The 5,152-nt window shown below is 56.2% G+C and carries 1 tRNA gene and 2 rRNA genes; all 3 read left to right on the top strand.

The annotated features are described in order from the left end of the window. The first annotated feature begins 143 nt into the window (after positions 1–143). Positions 144–1,616, top strand: a 16S ribosomal RNA gene (locus G6M89_RS22005). Between the two features lie 126 nt (positions 1,617–1,742). Beyond that, positions 1,743–1,814, top strand: a tRNA-Ala gene (locus G6M89_RS22010). Positions 1,815–2,041: 227 nt separating this feature from the next. After that, positions 2,042–4,961 (top strand): 23S ribosomal RNA (locus G6M89_RS22015). The 16S and 23S rRNA genes sit together here with 1 tRNA gene alongside, the layout of an rRNA operon. Positions 4,962–5,152 lie beyond the last annotated feature (191 nt).

Genomic DNA, 5,152 nt, shown 5'->3' on the forward strand with positions numbered 1-5,152 from the left:
TCTGATGTGAGCCATGGTAGTTCGGTGACGCCTGATCGGTTTATGACGGGGTCGCCGAACGTGGACCCATTTATGTGTGAGTGTGTATTGATACGACATTCACCGCCAAAGAGACCCTCCCCCTTCTGGGGGAGTTAGATAGCATTCCGGTTGATCCTGCCGGAGGTCATTGCTATTGGAGTTCGATTTAGCCATGCTAGTTGCACGAGTTCAGACTCGTAGCAGATAGCTCAGTAACACGTGGCCAAACTACCCTCTGGACGCGGATAACCTCGGGAAACTGAGGCTAATCCGTGATAGCGTTCCCACGCTGGAGTTGCGGGGAACGTGAAATGTTCAGGCGCCAGAGGATGTGGCTGCGGCCGATTAGGTAGACGGTGGGGTAACGGCCCACCGTGCCAGTAATTGGTACGGGTTGTGAGAGCAAGAGCCCGGAGACGGTATCTGAGACAAGATACCGGGCCCTACGGGGCGCAGCAGGCGCGAAACCTTTACACTGCACGAGAGTGCGATAAGGGGACTCCAAGTGCGAGGGCATATAGTCCTCGCTTTTCACCACCGTAAGGTGGTGGTGGAATAAGTGCTGGGCAAGACCGGTGCCAGCCGCCGCGGTAATACCGGCAGCACGAGTGATGACCGCTATTATTGGGCCTAAAGCGTCCGTAGCTGGCCAGGCAAGTCCATCGGGAAATCCGCGTGCTTAACGCGCGGGCGTCCGGTAGAAACTGCTTGGCTTGGGACCGGAAGACCAGAGGGGTACGTCTGGGGTAGGAGTGAAATCCTGTAATCCTGGACGGACCACCGGTGGCGAAAGCGCCTCTGGAAGACGGATCCGACGGTGAGGGACGAAAGCTCGGGTCACGAACCGGATTAGATACCCGGGTAGTCCGAGCTGTAAACGATGTCTGCTAGGTGTGCCACAGGCTACGAGCCTGTGGTGTGCCGTAGGGAAGCCGTGAAGCAGACCGCCTGGGAAGTACGTCCGCAAGGATGAAACTTAAAGGAATTGGCGGGGGAGCACTACAACCGGAGGAGCCTGCGGTTTAATTGGACTCAACGCCGGACATCTCACCAGCATCGACAGTAGGAGTGACAGTCAGTTTGATGAGCTTACTAGACCTACTGAGAGGAGGTGCATGGCCGCCGTCAGCTCGTACCGTGAGGCGTCCTGTTAAGTCAGGCAACGAGCGAGACCCACGTCCTTAATTGCCAGCAGCACCCTTGTGGTGGCTGGGTACATTAGGGAGACTGCCAGTGCCAAACTGGAGGAAGGAATGGGCAACGGTAGGTCAGTATGCCCCGAATGTGCTGGGCGACACGCGGGCTACAATGGTCACGACAGTGGGATGCTATCCCGAGAGGGAACGCTAATCTCCGAAACGTGATCGTAGTTCGGATTGCGGATTGAAACTCATCCGCATGAAGCTGGATTCGGTAGTAATCGCGCCTCAGAAGGGCGCGGTGAATACGTCCCTGCTCCTTGCACACACCGCCCGTCAAAGCACCCGAGTGGGGTCCGGATGAGGCCACCGTTTGGTGGTCGAATCTGGGCTCCGCAAGGGGGCTTAAGTCGTAACAAGGTAGCCGTAGGGGAATCTGCGGCTGGATCACCTCCACAGACCGGGATCGGGGCGTTGCCCCGACCCATATGCGGTTTTCACGTTCGGTCACCCATTGTGGGCCGACCGGGCACCTTAGAACTACCATGGCTCGCCGTAAGTTCCCGTTCTTTGAGCGGGAGTGGGCCCATAGCTCAGTGGGAGAGTGCCTCCTTTGCAAGGAGGATGCCCTGGGTTCGAATCCCAGTGGGTCCATAACTCGGAAGCAATCGTCGGATCGTGTCCCTTAAGTGGGGCAAGAGCCGAGGATTGAATCCGAACGAACCAATGCACCAGTCCGCGCAAGTGTGACTGGGAAGGGTCAATGCAGGCCGGCCGTCTACCGGCGTGCAGATGCGACCGTGTGTACGTGTAGTCCAGGCGTCCACTGGACCCGTTCCCGGGTCACTCAACATTACACATTTCGTGTAGTGCCGATCCGATGAACGTGGCTACTGTGCCAGCTGGTGGATCGCTCGGCTTGAGAGCTGAAGAAGGACGTGCCAAGCTGCGAAAAGCCTGTGGGACCCGCACGGAGGGAAAGAACACAGGATTTCCGAATGGGAATCCCCTCGCAATTGCTTCGCGCAATGGGGAACGTCGAGAATTGAAACATCTTAGTATCGACAGGAAAAGAAACCGTAATGAGATATCGTTACTAACGGCGAGTAAACGCGATACAGTCCAAACCGAAGCCCTTACGGGCAATGTGGTGTTCGGACTGACGATCACTCTCAGAAACTCTACAGGAAGTCTCTTGGAATAGAGCACGAGACAGGGTGACAGTCCCGTAGTGTAGAAGAGTAAGAGACGAGTCAGCTCCAGAGTATCGGGGGTTGGATATCCCTCGTGAATATCCCAGGCATCGACTGGGAAGACTAAACACTCCTCAAGACCGATAGCGAACAAGTAGTGTGAACGAACGCTGAAAAGCACCCCACGAAGGGAGGTGCAATAGGGCGTGAAATCAGTTGGCGATGGAACGACAGGGCACAAAAGGTCCCGGTCATAATGACCTACTCGCGAGAGTACAGTAAGATGATTGGGAAGCCGGTGTTCTGTCGTACGTTTTGAAAAACGAACCAGGGAGTGTGCCTGATTGACGAGTCTAACCTGATTATCAGGGAAGGCGTAGGGAAACCGACATGGCCGCAGCGCTTTGCGTGAGGGCCGCCGTGTTCAAGCGCGGGGAGTCAATCGGGCACGACCCGAAACCGGATGATCTAGGCATGGGCAAGACGAAGCGTGGCGAAAGCCACGTGGAGGTCTGTTAGCGTTGGTGTCCTACAATACCCTCGCGTGACCTATGTCTAGGGGTGAAAGGCCCATCGAATCCGGAAACAGCTGGTTCCGACCGAAACATGTCGAAGCATGACCTTTGCTGAGATAGTCTGTGGGGTAGAGCGACGGATTGGGGGACCGCACTCCGAGAGGAGTGCGCCCCCCTGTCCAACTCCGAACCTACAGACGTCGTTTGACGCAAGGAGTCCGGTGCACGGGGTAAGCCTGTGTACCGTAAGGGAGACAACCCAGCGCCGGGTTAAGGTCCCCAAGTGTGGATTAAGTGCGATCGAAGGTGGTCTCAAGCCCTAGACAGCCGGGAGGTGAGCTTAGAAGCAGCTACCCTCTAAGAAAAGCGTAACAGCTTACCGGCCGAGGTTTGAGGCGCCCAAAATGATCGGGGCTCAAATCCACCACCGAGACCTGGCCGTGCCCTTTATCGGGCAATCGCGTAGGTCGGCGTTCTGTTCGGATGGAAGCATGGGAGAGATCTCGTGTGGACCGTTCAGTAACGAAAATCCTGGTCATAGTAGCAGCGTTAGTCGGGTTAGACCCCCGACGGCCGAATGAGTAAGGGTTCCTCAGCAATGCTAATCAGCTGAGGGTTAGCCGGTCCTAAGTCAACCCGCAATTCGAAGTTGACAAAAGGGAAATAGGTTAATATTCCTATGCCGGTATGCAATAAAAGTTGACGCTTTGGGGCCGCCACAGCTGGGCACTCGCCCAGTCGAACTGCCGAACTTCGTGGAAACCGTAATGGTACGAAGCGAACGAATAGCAGGATAGCGCAAGTGTGGTCAACCCAGAGCCCGTGAAAAGACGAGCATACTGTCCGTACCGAGATCCGACACAGGTACTCATGGCGGCGAAAGCCAAGGCCTGTCGGGAGTAACCGACGTTAGGGAATTCGGCAAGTTAGTCCCGTACGTTCGCAATAAGGGATGCCTGCCCTCTACGGGGCAGGTCGCAGTGACTCGGACGCTCCAACTGTCTAGTAACAACATAGGTGACCGCAAATCCGCAAGGATGCGTACGGTCACTGAATCCTGCCCAGTGCAGGTATCTGAACACCCCGTACAAGGGGACGAAGGACCTGTTAACGGCGGGGGTAACTATGACCCTCTTAAGGTAGCGTAGTACCTTGCCGCTTCAGTAGCGGCTTGCATGAATGGATCAATGAGAGCGTCACTGTCCCAACGTTGGGCCCGGTGAACTGTACGTTCCAGTGCGGAGTCTGGAGACCCCCAAGGGGAAGCGAAGACCCTATAGAGCTTTACTGCAGGCTGTCGCTGAGACGTGGTCGTCATTGTGCAGCATAGGTAGGAGGCGGTACACAGGTACCCGCGCTAGCGGGCCACCGAGCCATCACTGAAATACTACCCGATGATGACTGCGACTCTCACTCCGGGAGGAGGACACCGGTAGCCGGGCAGTTTGACTGGGGCGGTACGCGCTTGAAAAGATATCGAGCGCGCCCCAAGATTTCCTCACCCGTGTCGGAGACGCGGGAAAGAGCGCAAGAGCATACGGAAGTCTGACAGTGTCCGGCCCAACGACGGACGCTGACGCGAAAGCGTGGTCTAGCGAACCAATTAGGCTGCTTGATGCGGCCAATTGCTGACAGAAAAGCTACCTTAGGGATAACAGAGTCGTCACCCGCAAGAGCACATATCGACCGGGTGGCTTGCTACCTCGATGTCGGTTCCCTCCATCCTGCCTGTGCAGAAGCAGGCAAGGGTGAGGTTGTTCGCCTATTAAAGGAGGTCGTGAGCTGGGTTTAGACCGTCGTGAGACAGGTCGGCTGCTATCTATTGGGGGTGTTATGGTTCCTGACGGGAACGTTCGTATAGTACGAGAGGAACTACGAATGGGTGCCACTCGTGTACCGGTTGTTCGACAGAGCAAGTGCCGGGCAGCGACGCACCACGGGGTAAGAGCTGAACGCATCTAAGCTCGAAACCCACCTGAAAACGAGGAACCACTGAGATCACTCGTAGAAGACGAGTTCGATAGACTCGGGGTGTACGCGCCAAGGCAACGAGGCGTTGAGCCCGCGAGCACTAACCGATCAAGCCACACACTCATAATCATATTACGCATTGGATCCGTGACGCGGTGAACGGGTCCGGACGTAAACTGGACTACACATACACACGGTTGGAGACACCGATTACGGTATCTTGGACGGATGTCCAAGGCTCGGAAGACTAGGTCTTCCGGTGTACTGACGGTTCGATTCCGTCGATCGGCGTTTGGCGGCCAGAGCGGCGAGG

The sequence above is a fragment of the Natronolimnobius sp. AArcel1 genome (genome assembly GCF_011043775.1).
In the GTDB taxonomy this organism is placed as follows: Archaea; Halobacteriota; Halobacteria; order Halobacteriales; family Natrialbaceae; genus Natronolimnobius.